Raw genomic sequence first — 17,967 nt, 5'->3', positions numbered from 1 at the left:
ATTGGGTGTCAGGACCCAGGGCGCCCCGGCCACTGTTTGCCCGCCCACGGGTCGTAGTCAGCGATGAGCTCCTCCTGTGGCGGACGCTCATCTTCGGCCACATGCTGAAGGTTCACCCGCACCCGGTACCAAAGCGAACTCGAGCCTCGCATCCCGTCGACGAGTATGTCGGCGGGATGCAGGGCCGGGATGAGGTCCGCATGCCGGGTCTTCCATTCCTCGAGCGCGGCGAGCGCCTCGGGCTTGGTCTTGGTGCGTGCCACCTCGATGAGCGGCATGACCGACTGCCGGCGGCCCGAGCCGTCGCCGCCGCGCGGGGGCTTTTCGGCGGGGCCGAGCTCGGCAGCCAAGGTGATGAGCCTGTCGAGGGTCCCCACGGCGTCGTCGATGCCGGCGTGGGGGTCGCCCATCGCTGCGAAGCGCTCAAGCACCGTGGGAACCGTGAATTGTTCCGGCCGGGCGGAGGCAACCTCGTCCCAGGTGAGCGGAGTCGAGACCCGGGCGTCGGGCAGGGGCCGGATCGAGTACGCCGATGCCACGGTGCGGTCCTTGGCGTTCTGGTTGAAGTCGACGAACACACTCTCGCCGCGCTCCTCCTTCCACCACCGCGCGGTGGCCAGGCCCGGAGCGCGGGTCTCGATCTCGCGGGCGAGGGTCTCTGCGGCGAGCCGCAGGTCCCGGTAGGACCACCGGGGCGCGATGCGCACCAGGATGTGGAGTCCCCGCGAACCGCTCGTCTTCGGCCAGCCCACCAGTCCCACGTCGTCGAGCACCTCCCGGGCGACATAGGCGACGTCCACGATCTGCGCCCAGTCGACCCCCGGCATCGGGTCGAGGTCGACCCGGAGCTCGTCAGGGTGCTCGAGGTCCTCGGCGCGCACGGGATGCGGGTTGAGGTCCAGGCAGCCAAGATTCACCACCCATGCCAGGCCCGCAGCATCCCGGATCACTGCCTCTTCGGCTGATGTCCCCGACGCATAATGCAGCGTCGTCGTGTGGATGAAGTCGGGGTGGTTTTCCGGCACGCGCTTCTGGAAGAACGGCTCAGCGCCGATCCCCTTCGGGAACCGCTTGAGCACCATGGGCCGTCCGCCGGCGCCCCGCAGCGCACCATCGGCGACGGCGAGGTAGTAGCGAACCAGGTCGAGCTTGGTCAGCCCGGGCCCGGGAAACACCACCTTGTCCGGACTCGAGATGCGGACCTCGTTGTCGTCAATGGTGAGGATCTCGGCGGGGGTCTTCGACGAGTTCATTCCGTCACGCTAGCAATGATCGGATGCCCCAGCCAGAGCGCCTGCTGATCCTGGAAACCGTCACAGGGCTAGGTGCTGAGGTCCCAGTGGACACGGATGGCCTCTGCGATCGGTCCGGCAGCGATATCCACCCGGAAAGCGACCGGCGCGGTCCCCGTCTCTTCGATGACCACGTCATGGTAAACGCGGCCGCACGCCGGACACAGGGTGTAGAGATCCTCGTCCTCGGGCCACGCAGCCAGACCCGCGGGCACCGGCGTGTTTCCGCCGATGTGAACGGGGACGCCCTGTGAGTTCGCCTGGATCAATCCCTCAGTGCTCACGGTATTGCCGCACACACAGGTGATGGTGGTGACGTCGTGGTCGATGACATCAGCGAATTCGTTGTCCATGATGAGCTCCCCGGCGTTGGAAGAAAGCGTTCAGTCGTAGATTATGCCTGCGGGCCGGCTACTGACAGCCTCGCCCGTATTCTTGAAAGATGAGTGGCATCGCGCATCCGACCGTCACATTTGATGACCGCTTCGCGCGGGAGTTCAAGGAGATGGCCATTCCTTGGCGCGCGGAGGAGGCTCCCGACCCGCGCCTTCTGGTCCTCAACGAGCATCTCGCCACCGAGCTCGGCCTCGATCCGGCCTTTCTCCGGAGTCCTGAGGGTCTGCGCCTGCTGATCGGCAACGCCATCCCAGCGGAGGCCAGCCCGGTGGCGCAGGCCTACGCCGGCCACCAGTTTGGCTGGTACGCGCCCCGTCTCGGCGACGGGCGCGCCCTCCTGCTCGGCGAGATCGGGCACGCGGACGGGCAGCTTCGCGACATCCATCTCAAGGGATCGGGACGCACACCGTTTGCGCGGAACGGCGACGGCCAGGCAGTGGTCGGTCCCATGGTGCGCGAATACATCGTGAGCGAGTCGATGCACGCGCTGAACATCCCCACCACACGATCCCTCGCCGTCGTCGCCACGGGGCGTCCGGTACAGCGCGAGACGCTCCTGCCCGGCGCCGTTCTTACCCGGGTTGCCAGCAGCCACCTGCGCGTGGGCAGCTTCCAGTACGCCCGGTCCACGGACGACATCGGCCTACTGCGCCGCCTCGCCGACTACGCGCTGACCCGGCACTACCAGGCCGCCGCGGAGGCGGAAAACCGATATCTCGCACTCTTCCAGGCGGTCATATCAGCCCAGGCTTCGCTGGTGGCCCAGTGGATGCTCGTTGGGTTCGTTCACGGGGTCATGAACACCGACAACATGACGATCTCGGGCGAAACCCTGGACTACGGGCCATGCGCCTTCCTGGAAGGCTTCGACCCCGCGGCCGTCTTCAGTTCGATCGACGAGACCGGACGCTACGCCTACCGCAATCAGCCGCTGGTGGCGGAGTGGAACCTTGCCCGGCTCGCCGAGGCTCTCCTGCCCCTGCTCCACGATGACCAGGAGCAGGCAGTGGGCCTCGCTGTGGAGGCACTCAGCGGGTTCCGCCGGCAGTACAGTGAAGCCTGGTCGGCCGGCATGAAGGCAAAGCTGGGGTTCCGTGAAGGGCTCGACGACGACGTGACCTCGCCACTGGTGGACGAACTCGTGGCCCTGTTGCAGGAGTCACGGGCGGACTACACATCGTTTTTCCGGCACCTGGGCAAAGCCGCCCGCGGCCAGGATGAACCTGCGCGGAGCCAGATTCTGGGCACCGGCGTTCTGGATACGGCACGGTTCGATGCCTGGGTGACGCGCTGGCGCGCCCTGGGACCGGATGCCGACGCCATGGACCGGGTCAACCCCGTGTATATCCCGCGGAACCACCTGGTAGAGGAGGCCCTGGCCGCCGCTACCGGCGGAAACCTGGGTCCGCTGGAACGGCTGATGGACGCCCTAGCCTCACCCTTCGACGAGCGGCCCGGTCTGGAGCATTACGCCTCAGCCGCCCCGGAAAGCTTCGGCCCCTACCGCACCTTCTGCGGAACCTGAGCCGCCAAGGGCAGGTTGCGCTTGGGCATGTAGACGCGTCGAATGGACTCGTTCACCCAGAGGGCGCGGCGTCGGTGTCCGCCGTCGCCGGCGCCACTGCAGCAGTCCGCCCATACGACGCGGAGACCCGGCGGTAGACCGGCGTCAGGAAGGCCAGCAGCGCGGCCGCGATCATGATGAGCCCGGCTATCAGGAACACCAGGGCAATGCCCCGCGAAGTGCCCTCGCCCAGCAGCGGGGCCAGCTGGGCGGAGCCCTCGGCGGACCGTGCGTACGGGATGATCCAAAACTGTGCGATCGGCGCGATGAGGAACGCGGTGATCGGTGCTGCCGCCGATTCGAACGCCATGGCGAATCCGAACACGCGGCCCTGCCGGGGCAGGGGCACCACCTTCTGGATGATGGTCTGCTCGGCGGCCTCGACGAAAGGCACCAGGACCAGGTACAGCCAGATGCCGGCGATGTACAGCCAGGCCCACTCCCGCAGCGTAAACACCGCCCCGAGGACCCCCATCGCGATCACCGCGATGAGCATGGTGCGCAACGGGTTCGACCCGAGACCGAACTTGCCGATCAGAGCGCCGCCTACGATGAACCCCGTGGCGCCCAGCGCGAAGTAGGCTCCCCACAGCTCCACGGGAAACATTTCCAGGCCGTAGGGGTCCATCAACGCCATGTAGACGCCGCCGATGAAGTTGTTGAATGTGGAGAACACGATCAGCGCGAACAATCCCGAAATGGCCAGCACGGCGCCAAGGGAGCCGCGCAGGTCGAATCCGCCTCGTGCGTCCGTAGCGGCCGCGCGCACCTCCTCGGGCATGCGCAGGGTGAGCAGGTGCGCGAAGGCCAGGGCCGTGAGAACCAGCGCGACCACGATCGTCCAACCCATGCCGATCAGCCCGACTGACAGCCCGGAGAGCACGGAGGTGATGATGAACATCAATCCCTGCACCATGCCTACCAGCCCGTTGGCGTTGGCCCGCCGGTCCGGCTCGATGAGGATGGTGACCGTGGTGGAGAGGGCAATGTTGCGCATGTTCTCCACGACTGCACCGACCAGGATTACCAGGGTGAAGACCCAGAACCAGGGCTGTGCCAGGTCCAGCAGCCAGGCCGTGGGTGTCAGGAGGAACATGACCCCGGACAGCAGGAACATCACCAGCGTGAAGCCTGCGGCGAATCGCATCACGGCCAGCTTGCGGTACCGGTCCACGAAGGTGCCGAAGCTGATGCTGGAAAGGGCGATCAACAGCATGTACGCGCCGCCGATCACCCCGGTGGCGATCACATTGCGCGTCTGCAGGTACACCCAGAACGTCAGGGCGAACCACAGGTAGCTGGTGGTGATGTTGGCGAGGGCGGTGTTCACCAGGATCCCGCCGAATGTGCGGTTCCGCTCCGCCGGACTGCGCAAGGACGTGTCGACGGCGTCGGGATCGTCCAGGCGCAGCGCACCGCCGGCCTCGGCCGGAATGGACGGGGCGGCCGTGTCCTCGGGGAGGCCCGCGCTGCCGTGGGGAGCCGCAGCGGCTCCGGGCGGGCCCGGTTCCTGCTCGGTCATGCGTCCCAGTGTACTGACCGGCGCCGGGACGGTCGACGCCCCGTCGAGAAGCTTTCCCTAGACGCCGTCCGGCCGCTGATCGCCCTTGTGGCTCCGCAGGTTCTCCTGCACCTTGCCGAACAAATCCTTGATGGTCGACTCCGTATTGGTGAGCATGTCCGGCTGGACGTAGACGTGCTGGGCGGGAGGAAGGCTGAAGTGGGAAGGCAGGCCACCCGTTCCGTCCACCCCCGCAAGTGCGATGGTCACGCCGCCCTCCTTGCGCGCAATGGCGCCGATCCGGCCGAAGACCACGGTAAATTCGTCCGGCTGGAAGCTGACGGTCAGCCCGACGTGGGTGCGGTTAAGGTCGCTTGCCGCGACGGCCTTCTCGTTACCGGTGCCTTCATAGCTCATGAGCATCTCCTGCGAAAGTTGGTGGTGTTGGTGCCGCCGTACGCGAGCAGTCTACGTCTGGGTCCGGAGCCCGGGTAAGGACCCGCCGGCACTCCGATGCCTGGCGGCTGCCGCCTTTGGTGGAGAATGCGTTCATGACCAATGACGCTCTTCGGCCTGTCTATTTCCTTTCGGACAGCACCGGCATCACCGCGGAAACGCTCGGCAACACCTTGTTGACGCAGTTCCCCGCGAACCATTTTGACCGCATCACGGTCCCGTTCATCACCACCGCCGAGCAGGCCAGCACCGTGGTCGGCACCATTGACAAACTGGTCGCCGCCGGCCCGCGGCCGATCGTCTTTTCCACGGCCGTCAGCAGCGATGTCCGCCAGGTCCTGGCGACGTGTAAGGGAATCGTCGTGGATCTCATCGGCACGCATGTCGGGCAGCTGGAGCAGGCCCTGGGCTCACCGGCCAGCGGCGAACCCGGGAGGGCGCATGGCCTGGGCAATGCGGAGCGGTATCAATCCCGGATGGCCGCCGTCGAGTACGCCATGGAGCACGACGACGGCCAGAGCCTGCGCGCGCTGGAAAAGGCCCAGGTCATCCTGGTGGCACCGTCCCGTTGCGGGAAAACGCCGACCACCATGTATTTGGCCCTGCAACACGGTATCTTCGCCGCGAATTTCCCGCTCGTTGACGAGGACTTTCAGCGGGAGGGCCTGCCCAAGCCGCTGAGGCCTTTCGTTGAGAAATGTTTCGGCCTCTCCTCCAACCCCCTGCGCCTGAGCCAGATCCGCACCGAACGGCGCCGCGGCTCGTCCTACGCGTCGCTGCGGCAGTGCGGCTTCGAGCTGCGCAGCGCCGAGCAGTTGTACGTCTCCCACCGGATTCCGTACCTGAATTCAGCCACGGTTTCCGTGGAGGAAATGGCCGCCACCATCCTGCAGCGCATGAACCTCAAACATTAGGGAAAATTTTCACAATCCCGGTGTGGCGCACGTCATATGGAAAGGTCGCCGGAGACCTGTCACTGTGGACAGGATTCGCGCCCACCGACCGGTTATCGCCGCGAGCGGGGCGGCGCATCTGCATGCCATCATCTGCAAAGGAGCAGCAACTAATGACGACAGACATCCTGTGGTTCTCAGAACTCGGCCTCAAGGACCTGGACCGGGTGGGCGGAAAGAACGCCTCCCTCGGTGAAATGGTGCAGAATTTGACCTCTGCCGGCGTCCAGGTCCCGGACGGCTTCGCCACCACCGCGGATGCCTACCGCAACTTCCTGGCAGATTCCGGGCTGGACCAGAAGATCGCCGACCGCCTGGTGGGCCTGGACACCGACGATGTGACGGCCCTCGCCTCGGCCGGCCAGGAAATCCGAACCCTGATGCGCGAGACGCCCTTCCTGCCGGACTTTGAGGCGCAGATCCGGAACGCCTACCAGCAGCTGGTGGACAAGCACGGCGGCTCCGAAGACCTCTCCTGGGCTGTCCGTTCCAGCGCCACGGCGGAAGACCTGCCCGACGCCTCCTTCGCGGGCCAGCAGGAAACCTTCCTGAACATCCGCGGCATCGAGAACATCCTGCTCGCCATCAGGGACGTGTTCGCGTCCCTCTACAACGACCGGGCCATCGCTTACCGCGTGCACCACCAGTTCGAACACGCCGAGGTGGCACTCTCGGCCGGCATCCAGCGGATGGTGCGCTCCGACGTCGGCGCCTCCGGCGTCATGTTCACCATGGACACCGAGTCCGGGTTCCAGGACGCCGTGTTCGTCACGTCCTCCTACGGCCTGGGCGAGGCCGTGGTCCAGGGTGCCGTCAACCCGGACGAGTTCTACGTCTACAAGCCGGCGCTGCAGGCCGGCCGGCCCGCCATCCTCAAGCGCGGGCTGGGGGAGAAGGCCCTCCAGATGACCTACACGGCCAGCCGGGAAATCGGCCGCACCATTGACTTCGTGCCGGTGGAGGCCTCGTTGCGGAACCGCTTCAGCCTCAGCGACGACGACGTCGAGCAGCTCGCCCGGCACGCCGTCGCCATCGAGAACCACTACGGCCGGCCCATGGACATCGAATGGGGCAAGGACGGGATCGACGGCGGCCTTTACATCCTGCAGGCCCGCCCGGAGACCGTCCAGTCCCGCCGGGCCTCCGGCAGCCTGAGCCGTTTCCGCCTCAACGGGACCGGCCCGGTGCTGGTCGAGGGCCGCGCCATCGGCCAGCGGATCGGCGCCGGCAGCGTGCGCATCCTCACCGCGATCGACCAGATGGCCGCCTTCAAGACCGGCGATGTCCTCGTCGCCGACATGACCGACCCGGACTGGGAACCGATCATGAAGCGTGCCTCCGCCATCGTGACCAACCGCGGCGGACGAACCTGCCACGCGGCCATCATTGCCCGGGAACTGGGGATTCCCGCCGTCGTCGGCGCCGGGGACGCCACAGATGTCCTCTCCGACGGCCTCGAGGTGACCGTGTCCTGCGCCGACGGCGAGACCGGCGTGATCTACCAGGGGCTCCTGGACTTCAGCATCGAGGAAACCGAGATCACCCAGCTCCCCGAGGCCCCCGTCAAGGTCATGATGAATGTCGGCACCCCGGAGCAGGCCTTCACCTTCGCGCAGCTGCCCAACCACGGCGTGGGCCTGGCCCGGCTCGAATTCATCATCAACCGCCAGATCGGCATCCACCCCAAAGCGCTGCTGAACCTGGACGATCAGCCGGCGGACGTCGCGGCGGACATCCGGGAGCGAATCGCCGCGTACGACAGCCCGCGCGAGTACTACATCAAGCGCCTGGCCGAAGGCGTGGCCACCATCGCGGCGGCCTTCGCACCGGAACCGGTGATTGTGCGCATGTCCGACTTCAAGTCCAACGAATACGCCAACCTGATCGGCGGACCCGCGTACGAGCCGCACGAAGAGAACCCGATGCTCGGCTTCCGCGGCGCCTCACGGTACCTGGAGCCGTCCTTCCGGGACTGCTTCGACCTCGAATGCGAGGCCCTGTCCTTCGTCCGCAACGAGATGGGGCTGACCAACGTCAAGCTGATGATCCCGTTCGTGCGCACCCTGGACGAGGCCCGCGGCGTCATTGACCTGCTGGGGGAGAACGGCCTGACCCGGGGCGAGAACGGCCTCGAGGTGATCATGATGTGTGAGATCCCGTCCAACGCCCTGCTCGCCGACGAGTTCCTGGACTACTTCGACGGATTCTCCATCGGCTCCAACGACATGACCCAGCTGGCCCTGGGCCTGGACCGGGACTCCGCGATCGTCTCCGGCGGCTTCGACGAACGCGACCCCGCGGTCAAGAAGCTCCTGAGCATGGCCATCAAGGCCTGCAAGGCGCGCGGAAAATATGTTGGCATCTGCGGCCAGGGTCCGAGCGACCACGCGGACTTCGCCGAGTGGCTGGTGGAAGAAGGCATCGATTCGGTCTCCTTGAATCCCGACACCGTGGTGGATACCTGGCTCCGACTCGCCGGAGGGACAGGCGGCGCGGCCGTCGAAGCAGGGGTCGGCGCCGCCGCGGGAACCGCAGCGAACTGACAGCGCGGCGACCAGGCAAGGACACGAAAGACGCCCGACGGGCAGCACGGACCATGAATTCCAGTCCGTGCTGCCCGAGCCGGCGGCGCGGCCCTGGGGCAGAGGGCCCGGCGCTTTCGAGCGTTTCCTTGACCTGGTCGAGGCCATGCGGTCAACCGACTGTGTCGTCGATGAGCTGACCACCGTCAATATTCAGGGCCGGGCGATGCGCGACGTCGACTCGCGAACCACGAGTTCGGGCTCGACGACGTGGTGCTGAGCGGGTTCTCCGGTGAGGATCTGGTGGTGGAGCATCTTGAAGGTTGCGATGCCCAGCGCCCGGAAATCAAGCCGCATGGTGGTCAACGGAGGCGAGTAGAAGGCAGCCGCCGGCATGTCGTCAACGCCCACGATTGAATAGTCCCGGGGGGCCCGGATGCCGCGTCTTTCCAGCGCGCTCATGAAGCCGAGCGCAATCTCGTCGTTGCTGGCGAAGACAGCCGTGAACGTGGCGGGATCGGCTAATTCGCCGGCGCGATATCCAGAAACGGAGGACCAGTCCTTCGCGGCATCGAGCACCTGCGGGCTCAGGCCGGCGCTCTGCATGGCATCGCGATAGCCGCGCTCACGCTCCTGGGCCTCATTGCGGGTTGAAGGGCCGGCGACATGAAGGATGTCCCGGTGTCCCAATCCGATGAGGTGGCGTGTCGCGTCCCAGCCGGCAGCGTGCGAGTGGGTGCCGGCGGAGCCTTCGTTCGCCGACGGAAGCTCCGAAACCGTGATCAAGGGCGTTGTTGGGTCCCAGTTGTTGAGCAGTTTGTCGACGCCCGGCAGCGGGGTTGAGACCACAATTCCGTCAACCTGTACCGACTTGAAGTGGGCGAGGGCTCGCCGCGCCTCCACTTCCCAGTTCTTGGCTTCGAAGTCGAGATCAAGCTGGGCGATAGTGAGCGTGACATCGGCCTCGCGGGCCGCAAGCCCCAATCCGGTGAGCACATTTGCGCTCCCGTAGTTGAAGGCCCCCAAGGCCAACACGCCTACGGAGTTAGTCCTGCTGGTGCGAAGAGTGCGGGCGGATTGATTTGGCACATATCCCAGCTCATCGATGGCAGCGGTAATCCGCTCGCGCGTCTCCGCCCGAACGTAGCCGACACCGGTGAAATAGCGTGACACTGTCTGGGTTGAGACGTTGGCCAGCTTGGCGACGTCGGCCATGCTGGGCCGTGTCGCGATCCTTGCTTTCGCCAATTCTCCACCCCTCATGCAGTCTGTGTGCGCCCGCCGATCCTGGGCCGCAGGCTATTGTCCACGTCGTCCGCAGCGACGGACAGCCGGCGGGTAACCCATCCAAAGTAAGTTTACGATCACCTACTTGCAGGGTGGGGGACGGCGCTCCGCATAGTCGTCTTTTTTCGAATAATTGGTCAACCGGTTGACTTGGGTTATCGTAAACCCACATACTCGCTATGGGCCAGATCACATCCGCGGGAGTTCTTAGGACGCTTCGGCTGACGCATCCGTGACGAAGGCACCCTCAACTAAACCTACGAAAGGACGCGACGATGCGTTTGCTTGCCAAGGGCGCTGTTGCTCTTACCGCCGTTGCCGTACTCGCCGGCTGTGGCGCCGGCTCCGGCTCCTCTGCTTCGGGCAAAACCGAGCTGAACTGGTGGGTGATCAACCTGTCTGCTCCGACTGCGGTGGCCGCCCAGGACAAGATCATCAAGGATTTCGAAGCGGCAAATCCGGACATCACGATCAAGAAGACCGCCCGCGCCGTTGACGCGCACAAGGACTCTTTGCGGACAGCAATCGGAACTTCAGCGGCGCCGGACATCTACGACTACTGGGCAGGTCCGGGCCTCGGCGGTGAGCTGGTGAAGAACGGCGCCAGCGCCGACCTCACCAGCGAGTACACCCAGTACAAATGGCCGGACCGCTTCACCGAGGCTGCCCTCGGGCCCGCGAAGCAGTACGACGGTTTCAACGGTGTGCCGTGGAAGCTCAACGGCGAGGCCATGTACTACAACAAGGCCCTGTTCGCTAAGGCCGGAATCACGACGCTGCCGACCACCATCGACGAACTCAACGACGCCGCGGCCAAGCTCAAGGACGCGGGCATCACCCCGATTGAATTTGGCGGCACCGTTAACTGGCATGTCATGCGCCTCCTGGACACGTTCCTCGAGGGCTACTGCGGCTCGGCAACCTTTGACAAGCTCGTCACCAAGCAGGCCAACTGGGGCCAGGAGGAGTGCGTCACCAAGTCCTTCACCAACCTCCAGAAGTGGTCCAAGGACTACCTGAACCCCGGCTTCATCGGCATCAACAATGACGAATCGTCCGCTCTGTTCTACAACGGCAAGGCCGCCATGGCCCTTGAGGGTGACTGGTTCAACGCCAGCATCAAGGACAACGCCAAGGTTGAGGACTTCGGCGTGTTCCCCCTCCCCACCGGAACAGGCCGGATGTACGGCTTCGAGCAGGCCATGTACGTCACCAAGGACAGCAAGCACAAGGACGCTGCAGCCAAGTTCCTGGACTTCATGATGTCAACACCGGTCCAGAAGGAAACCCTGGGTACATTCTCGACGCAGTCGGTGAACAAGGAGGTCAAGTCCTCGGCAACTGACGAGCTGAGCAAGTCCTGGGACGGTATCTTCCAGAACGCCAAGGGCCTGTACATGAACAACGATCAGAACCTCAGCCAGTCCCAGACCACTGAGTACTGGCGGATCCAGAACCTGGTTGCCACCGGCAGCCTGGACCCGGCCAATGCCGGCGCCGAGTTCCAGAAGTTCCTGGATTCGAGCAACTAGATCCTTGCCGAAGGGTGGGACCGCGTGCCCCGTGCGGTCCCACCCTTCGGCACCCTGACCGAAACAAAGATCAAAGGCGACCTCTCTTGTCCAAGCTCATAGCCACGCGCCTCGAAGCGCCCCCGGTGCCCGCTCCCCGGCAGCCTTCGAAGAAGCCCCTCCTGAAGCGCATTGCCAGCGGTGGTTTCATCGCAGCCCTGCCGTTCCTTGCCCCCGCCCTGGCCGCATATGTTGTCTTCGTCATCGGCCCGATGATCACCGCAGTGCGCCTGAGCCTGTTCAAATGGTCAGGCTTCACCACTGACCCACAGGTGTTCGTCGGGTTCCAGAACTATGTCCGGTTGTTCACCCAGGACCCGGTGTTCTGGACAGCCATGCAGAACACCATCGTCTGGGTGCTGCTGTCACTGATCATTCCGACCACCCTCGGCCTGGTGATGGCCCTGTCCCTGAACCGCCCCATCTTTGGCCGGAACCTCTTCCGCTCCGTCTTCTACATCCCGGGCGTCCTGGCCCCGATCGCGATCGCGAACATGTGGCGCTGGATGTACAACCCGAACTATGGCGTCTTCTCCGAACTCGCCAAAGCCTGGCACCTCGGCGACGGCTCAGGCGTCACCTTCCTGAGCGACCCCAAAGTGGCCATCTACGCCATCTTCGCCGCTTTCGTCTGGCAGATCGCCGGCCTGAACATGGTCCTCTTCCTGGCCGGCCTGCAAGGCGTGTCCAAGGAACTTGTCGAATCGGCACGCCTGGACGGTGCCAACAGCTGGAAGGTCTTCCGCCACGTCACGTTCCCCGCGCTGCGCCCGACAGTCGTCGTCGTTCTTGTGCTGACCATCGTGCACTCCATCAAGGTCTTTGACCTCGTGGTGGGCATGACCGGCGGCGGCCCGGCGCAGTCCTCGCAGGTGCTGGCTCTGTGGTCCTACTCCAAGTCCTTCCTGCAGCACGACTTCGGCATGGGCAATGCGGTGGCCACGGTGCTGCTGGCCATCACCCTCGTCCTTGTCATCCCCTACCTGATCTGGTCCACCAAAGGAAACGAAGACTGATGAGCACCCTCACTCTCGGGCGCGCAAAGCACGCCGACGGGACATCCCGTCCACGCCGCAACGTCGACTACGTCAGGGTGGGTCTATGGATCGCCCTGGCCGTGACCATGGTCATCTGGGCAATGCCCCTGATTTTCGTGATGTTCACGTCCCTGAAGTCGGAATCGGCAATTTTCTCCACGTCCGCGTTCTCCCTGCCCACCTCAGCCGAGTGGGCCAACTACGCCGAAGCCATGCAGACCGGTAATCTCCTCACCGCCGGCGGCAACAGCCTGCTCATCGCGGCGATCAAGGTCCCCCTGGGCCTGCTGTTCTCCGCCGCCGCCGCGTTCGGCCTGTCCCGCATCCGCTTCAAGCACAGCAAACTGATCCTGGGGGCCTTCGCCCTGGGCTCCATGGTCCCGATCCAGGTCGCCCTGGGCCCGCTGTTCAAGATCATCCTGGACCTGGGCCTGCTCAACAGCCCGGTCGGTGTGATCCTCCCGTACATCGGATTCGGCCTGCCCATCCAGATCTTCATCCTGCACGGCTTCTTCAGCGCCATCCCGAAGGAAATCGACGAGAGCGTCCGCGTGGACGGCGGCGGCAACTGGCGGCTGTTCTGGCAGATCATCCTCCCGCTGTCCAAGCCTGCACTGGCCGCGCTGTTCATCCTGGACTTCGTCGCCACCTGGAACGAATACGCCATCGCCCTTGTCGTCCTCCAGGACCAGGGGGCCCAGACCATACCGCTGGCCATCCAGGGCTTCCAGTCCCAGTTCACCAGCTCCTACGGCCCGCTGAACGCCTTCACCATCATGTCGATCCTGCCCGTCATGATCGTCTACCTGCTGTTCCAGCGCTACTTCGTCGAGGGCATGTTCAGCGGCGCCGTCAAGGGCTGACCCGCCGTACGTTTTGCACAACTTTCACCGCAGAAAGGCCATCATGGCTACCTTTACCGCTACGACTCCGCTCTTCGAGGTCATGCGCGACCCCGCCGGACACGACATCCTGGCCCACCACGTTCCCGAGCTGGCGGCCAACCCGCTGCTGCACACCCTGTACCACTACCAGCTGGGCCTCATTCTTGGCACCGAGGAATCCCTGCGCAAGGACCCCGCCCGGAAGGCCGAAATCCTGGCAAAGATCGAGGCCCTGGAACCCTCACCCGCACCGGACCGTTCCGCCCGGAACAATGAACCGGGGGCCGGCTATGAGCCGGATTCGGTGGAACGCGGCAGCGCCCGCGCCGGCTTCGCGGCCAAAGGCCGGAAATGGCAGCGGTACGAGATCACCCTGGAGGGACCCTTCCACGGCAACCCGTTCACGGACGTGGACCTGGCCGCCGAGTTCACCTCCGACGTCGGGAGCCTCACGGTTCCCGGTTTCTACGACGGCGACGGGACCTACCGCATCCGCCTGCTCGTCCCGGCCGAGGGGGAGTGGTCCTTCGCCACCCGAAGCAACGCCGCGTCCCTGGACGCCATCACGGGAACCTTTACGGCTGCGGCAGCGTCGCCGGATTCCCGCGGCGTGGTCCGCGTGGCCGACACGTTCCACTTCGCCTACGACGACGGCACCCCCTACCTGCCCATCGGCACCACCTCCTACGTTTGGACCCATCAGGGCGACGCCCTCGAGGAGGGGACCCTGCGGTCCCTGGCGGACGGGCCGTTCAACAAGATGCGCATGTGTGTTTTCCCCAAGTCGTACCTGTTCAACGAAAACGAACCCGGGATCTACCCGTATGAGGGATCCGTCGAGGACGGCTTCGACCACACCAGGCCGAACCCCGTCTTTTACCGGCACCTGGAACGGCGCATCAGCCAGCTCGAGGACCTCGGCATCGAGGCCGACCTGATCCTCTTCCACGCCTACGACCGGTGGGGCTTCTCCACGATGAACGCCGCGGCGGACGACCTCTACGTCAAGTACGTCACCGCCCGGCTGGCCTCGCACCGGAACATCTGGTGGTCGCTGGCCAACGAATACGACCTCATGTTCGAAAAGACCACCGAGGACTGGGAACGCTTCGCAACCATCGTGCAGGAGAACGACCCGAACAAGCACCTGCTCTCCATCCACAACTGCCGGGAGTTCTACGACCACTCCCGCCCGTGGGTCACGCACTGCAGCATCCAGCGGCGTGACATCTACAAGACCGCCGAAATGACCACCGAATGGCGCGAGCAGTACGGCAAACCGATCGTCATCGACGAATGCGCCTACGAAGGGAACATCGACCAGGGCTGGGGCAACATCACCGGCGAGGAAATGACCCGCCGCTTCTGGGAAGGTGCCGTCCGAGGAGGCTACGTCGGCCACGGCGAAACTTATGTCCGCCCGGACGACATCCTCTGGTGGGCCAAGGGCGGGGAACTGCACGGCACCAGCCCGGACCGCATCGGGTTCCTCCGCCGCATTCTTGAGGAAAGCCCCCATGGCCACCTCGAGCCCCTTACCGGACACTGGGACGCCCCCAGTGCCGGCATCACTGACCAGTACGAGCTGATCTACTTCGGCTTCAACCAGCCCACCTACCGCCGGTTCGTCAAGCCGCAGGACCTGACGTTCGAGGTCGATGTCATCGACACCTGGAACATGACGGTGGAGACCCTTCCCGGCACGTTCTCGGGGCGGTTCCGCATAGAATTGCCCGGCCGGCAGTACGTCGCCGTCCGGCTGCGCGCCGTGGCCTGACGCCTCACCGGACGGCCGGGGGACAGGATATTCCCACCCCCGGCCAGCCCGGGCTACACCACTCCGACTACACGAAAGCAAAGACGTGATCCACGCCGAGAACGGCCCGCGGCTCTTCGCCCCCGCCCAAACAATTGAAGCCGGCCCCTGGCGCCTGCAGTTGCGCGGGGACGAACTGGCCGACATCGAATACCGGCGACGCCCGGTTCTCCGGGCCATCCGGCCCGTTGTCCGCGATCACGACTGGAGGACCCTCTCACCGAGCGTCGAATCGGTGACGACCACCGACGACGCCGGCACCCTGACTCTCGGTATCTCCCTCCGGTTTGGCGGTTTCGGCGCTGAATACGGTGCCGAGCTGACCTTGCAGGTTGCCGGCAATGAACTCGCGGTCAGGTTCGACGGCACCGCGCCCCGCGATTTCCGCAGCAACCGCATCGGCCTGGTGGTCCTGCACAGGCCCGACGACGCAGGCCGCGCCGTAGGCATCACTGCTCCGGACCAGACCCGCGCCACCGGCGCCTTTCCCGCTGACATCAGCCCGCACCAGCCCTTCCTGAACATCGCAGCGATGGACTGGGAACGTGACGGCACCGCCTTCCGGCTCGAATTCAGCGGCGACACCTTTGAAACCGAAGACCAGCGGAACTGGACCGACGCGTCTTTCAAGACCTACAGCACCCCGCTGTCCCGCCCCTTCCCGGTCACCGTGCATGCCGGGGACCGGGTGCACCAGGGCATCCGCCTCACCGCAGGGCCGCCGGCAGAACCGCCGGCGGAACGGACGGCGGAACCGTCGAGCCTGGGAACTGAAGCGCTGCCGGAGCCGATGCCTGAAGTACTCACGGTGCGCAGCCGGCCCCGGGGCCGGGTTCCCGCCCTTGGAACGTCGACTTCCCGGTCACCGGCGCACCTCAGCACAGTGCCCGGCCTGGACTCCCTGATTGTCGACATTCCCGGCGGTGACACCGCCGCGGCCACAAACCTCATTCGGCAGGCAGCACAGCAGGCCGCCGTGCTTGCCACCCCGCTGGACGTCCGGATTATCGCGTCCGGCCCGGGGGACATCGGCCCCGTGATGGATCTGCTGCCCCTGGAGAACGTGGCCAGGATCGGGGCGTTCAGCTCCGACGGGCACGTCACAGAACCCGAGCTCTGGGAGCAGCTGCACGCCGAAGCGCAACGCCGTCGTTTTCCCGGCACACTGCTCGCCGGGGCCCGTTCCCACTTCACCGAGCTCAACCGGCGGCGGGAACTCCTCCCTGGCGGCGCCGGCGCCGTCACCTACAGCATCACGCCGCAGATGCACGCGACCGAAGTACCCCACGTCGTCGAAAGCCTGCCGATCCAGCGGCTGACAGCGCTGAACGCGCTCCGGATCGCATCCGGCAAGCCGCTGCACATTGGTCCGGTGACCCTCAAGGCCCGCTTCAACGCCGTCTCCACGGACGGAACCGAGGACCCCCGGACCGCCGAGGCGATGACCACCGACCCGCTGCAGGCAGAGACGTTCACCGCCGCCTGGCTGCTGGGCAGCATCGAGGCACTGACACTGCCCGGCGTCGAATCCCTCAGTTACTTCGAAATCAGCGGCCCCAGGGGCCTTCTCACCGACGACGGCGCCCCGACCCCTGCCTTCGAGCTTCTGAAGGCACTTGCCGCCCTGCGCGGTGCCGACGTGCTGGAAGTCGACGGCGCCGTCCACGGGCTGGTGCTCTACCCGGTCAGGGCAGACACTGGGGTGCTGCTTTGCGCCGCGAACCTCACGGCCGCACCCCTTCGCGTGGCAGTCAAACTTGAACACGGTTCCACGCTCACCTTCAACCTTCCCGCCTGGGCGGCAACGACCCGCCCGCTCGGCTGACCCGTCCACCACGAAAAGAGGAACACCATGTCCACCAGGCTTGCAGGCAAAACCGCTCTCGTCACCGGCGCCGGATCAGGAATCGGACTGGCCGTGGCCCAGCGGTTCACCGCCGAAGGCGCCCGCGTGTACTTCGCCGACATCAACCTCGAAGCTGCCCAAAAAGCGGCCGCCGCCACCGGCAGCCAGCTCGCTGCAGCCCTGCCCGTTGACATCTCCGACGAGGACAGCGTCGAGACCGCCTACGGCGCCATCGCCTCCGGCGGCCCGCTGGACATCGTCGTCGCCAACGCCGGCGTCCAGCTCTTCGGCCAGGACGCGAAAGTGGGCGAGCTGTCCCTGGAGGTCTGGGAAAAAACCGTCGCCATCAACCACCGCGGGGCATTCCTGACCCTCAAGCATGCCGTGAGGGCGCTCCAGGGCCGCGGCGGGTCCATCATCTGCACCGGCAGCCCCACCGCCGTGGTCGCGTGCGGGCAAACATTCACCGCCTACTCCAGCTCCAAGGCCGGCGTTCACGGGCTGGCACGCGTCGTCGCGGCGGACTACGCCAAAGAAGGCATCCGGGTGAACACCGTGGTCCCCGGGTACACGGAGACCCCGCTCGTGCAGACCATCGCAGATGACCCCGCCAGCCGCGCCGGCCTGGTGAATTCCACCATGCTCGGACGGGCGGGAACCGCAGCCGACGTCGAAGGCATCATGGTCTTCCTCGCCAGCGACGAATCGGCCTACGCCACTGGCGGACTCTTCACCGTCGACGGCGGCCTGACCGCACTCTGACGGCACTCTGGCCGCACTTTGACGTGGCCGGCGGGCAGCCGGGAACACAAAGCCCCTGATATACGTTGATATGCCGTCAG

At 65.5% G+C, this 17,967-nt stretch carries 14 protein-coding genes; 9 read left to right on the top strand and 5 right to left on the bottom strand.

The features are described from left to right. Nucleotides 1-8 precede the first annotated feature (8 nt). Nucleotides 9-1,253: a non-homologous end-joining DNA ligase gene (ligD, locus tag AC1DDO_RS01090; RefSeq protein ID WP_476971259.1), complete on the bottom strand. Its 1,245-nt coding sequence runs from the start codon at nucleotides 1,251-1,253 to the stop codon at nucleotides 9-11. Nucleotides 1,254-1,321: 68 nt separating this feature from the next. Beyond that, nucleotides 1,322-1,645 (bottom strand): hypothetical protein, encoded by a 324-nt coding sequence (locus AC1DDO_RS01085; RefSeq protein ID WP_441408428.1) that lies wholly within the window; start codon nucleotides 1,643-1,645, stop codon nucleotides 1,322-1,324. Between the two features lie 89 nt (nucleotides 1,646-1,734). On the opposite strand from AC1DDO_RS01085, the gene AC1DDO_RS01080 reads away from it, so the two are divergent. Beyond that, on the top strand, nucleotides 1,735-3,213 hold the full coding sequence (locus AC1DDO_RS01080; protein WP_476971258.1) for a protein adenylyltransferase SelO: 1,479 nt from the start codon (nucleotides 1,735-1,737) through the stop codon (nucleotides 3,211-3,213). A gap of 52 nt (nucleotides 3,214-3,265) precedes the next feature. On the opposite strand, the gene AC1DDO_RS01075 is transcribed toward AC1DDO_RS01080, so the two are convergent. Continuing rightward, nucleotides 3,266-4,774 (bottom strand): MFS transporter, encoded by a 1,509-nt coding sequence (locus AC1DDO_RS01075; protein ID WP_476971257.1) that lies wholly within the window; start codon nucleotides 4,772-4,774, stop codon nucleotides 3,266-3,268. Between the two features lie 57 nt (nucleotides 4,775-4,831). Further along, complete coding sequence (locus AC1DDO_RS01070; protein WP_441408431.1) at nucleotides 4,832-5,170, bottom strand: hypothetical protein; 339 nt, start codon at nucleotides 5,168-5,170, stop codon at nucleotides 4,832-4,834. A 134-nt stretch (nucleotides 5,171-5,304) separates the two neighbouring features. Between AC1DDO_RS01070 and AC1DDO_RS01065 the strand changes: the two genes are divergently transcribed. Both AC1DDO_RS01065 and ppsA read left to right on the top strand, forming a co-directional pair. Continuing rightward, entirely contained in the window at nucleotides 5,305-6,123 is an 819-nt protein-coding gene (locus AC1DDO_RS01065) for a pyruvate, water dikinase regulatory protein (RefSeq protein ID WP_476866373.1), read from the top strand. Between the two features lie 152 nt (nucleotides 6,124-6,275). Then, complete coding sequence (gene ppsA, locus AC1DDO_RS01060; RefSeq protein ID WP_476971256.1) at nucleotides 6,276-8,705, top strand: phosphoenolpyruvate synthase; 2,430 nt, start codon at nucleotides 6,276-6,278, stop codon at nucleotides 8,703-8,705. A gap of 192 nt (nucleotides 8,706-8,897) precedes the next feature. On the opposite strand, the gene AC1DDO_RS01055 is transcribed toward ppsA, so the two are convergent. Further along, nucleotides 8,898-9,947, bottom strand: a complete 1,050-nt coding sequence (locus tag AC1DDO_RS01055; RefSeq protein WP_476971255.1) for a LacI family DNA-binding transcriptional regulator — start codon at nucleotides 9,945-9,947, stop codon at nucleotides 8,898-8,900. Between the two features lie 299 nt (nucleotides 9,948-10,246). Between AC1DDO_RS01055 and AC1DDO_RS01050 the strand changes: the two genes are divergently transcribed. The 6 genes from AC1DDO_RS01050 to AC1DDO_RS01025 all read left to right on the top strand — a co-directional run bounded on the left by AC1DDO_RS01050 (nucleotide 10,247) and on the right by AC1DDO_RS01025 (nucleotide 17,887). Further along, on the top strand, nucleotides 10,247-11,503 hold the full coding sequence (locus tag AC1DDO_RS01050) for an ABC transporter substrate-binding protein (protein WP_476971254.1): 1,257 nt from the start codon (nucleotides 10,247-10,249) through the stop codon (nucleotides 11,501-11,503). 86 nt (nucleotides 11,504-11,589) lie between these two features. After that, nucleotides 11,590-12,558, top strand: a complete 969-nt coding sequence (locus AC1DDO_RS01045) for a carbohydrate ABC transporter permease (protein ID WP_476971253.1) — start codon at nucleotides 11,590-11,592, stop codon at nucleotides 12,556-12,558. Next, complete coding sequence (locus AC1DDO_RS01040) at nucleotides 12,558-13,442, top strand: carbohydrate ABC transporter permease (protein ID WP_476971252.1); 885 nt, start codon at nucleotides 12,558-12,560, stop codon at nucleotides 13,440-13,442. Before AC1DDO_RS01045 ends, AC1DDO_RS01040 begins: the two co-directional genes overlap by 1 nt. Nucleotides 13,443-13,485: 43 nt before the next feature. After that, entirely contained in the window at nucleotides 13,486-15,240 is a 1,755-nt protein-coding gene (locus tag AC1DDO_RS01035) for a DUF5605 domain-containing protein (RefSeq protein ID WP_476971251.1), read from the top strand. Between the two features lie 85 nt (nucleotides 15,241-15,325). Next, nucleotides 15,326-17,104, top strand: a complete 1,779-nt coding sequence (locus tag AC1DDO_RS01030; RefSeq protein ID WP_476971250.1) for a D-apionate lactonase family protein — start codon at nucleotides 15,326-15,328, stop codon at nucleotides 17,102-17,104. Between the two features lie 27 nt (nucleotides 17,105-17,131). Continuing rightward, nucleotides 17,132-17,887 (top strand): SDR family NAD(P)-dependent oxidoreductase, encoded by a 756-nt coding sequence (locus AC1DDO_RS01025; protein ID WP_476971249.1) that lies wholly within the window; start codon nucleotides 17,132-17,134, stop codon nucleotides 17,885-17,887. Nucleotides 17,888-17,967: the final 80 nt, after the last annotated feature.

Source organism: Arthrobacter sp. 10N43 (assembly GCF_056394525.1).
Note: the sequence above shows the minus strand (reverse complement) of the source record. Positions and strands in the feature narration are given on the sequence as shown.